The following is a 294-nucleotide window of genomic DNA, read 5'->3' as shown; positions in this document are numbered from 1 at the left end:
TTCTGGCGGAGATCCGTTGGCGCCCAAGACCGTCAACAGCGTCAATCTCAAGAAGTACCAAGGGACCTGGTACGAGTTGGCGCGGCGGCCGATGTATTTCCAGCGCAACTGCGCGCAATCCGAAGCCCATTACACCCTCCTGCCGGACGGCAACGTGGCAGTGCTCAACCGCTGCCGGACGCCGCAATGGCAATGGGAAGAAGCCAAGGGCACGGCCTGGCCACAAGTGCCGGGCAAGACCGACAAACGGTGGGTCCAGTTCGATAACTGGTTTTCGCGTTTGATCCCGGGTGT

Annotated in this window: 1 protein-coding gene; it reads left to right on the top strand. The window is 60.9% G+C overall.

Going from position 1 to position 294, the window contains the following annotated elements; translation table 11 throughout:
- A partial coding sequence (locus tag BK665_RS33215) for a lipocalin family protein (protein WP_148053276.1) occupies positions 1-294 on the top strand: 294 nt, incomplete at both ends.

The organism is Pseudomonas frederiksbergensis (genome assembly GCF_003732665.1).
Classification (GTDB): Bacteria; Pseudomonadota; Gammaproteobacteria; order Pseudomonadales; family Pseudomonadaceae; genus Aquipseudomonas; species Aquipseudomonas frederiksbergensis_G.
This window is presented reverse-complemented; position numbering and strand designations above follow the sequence as displayed.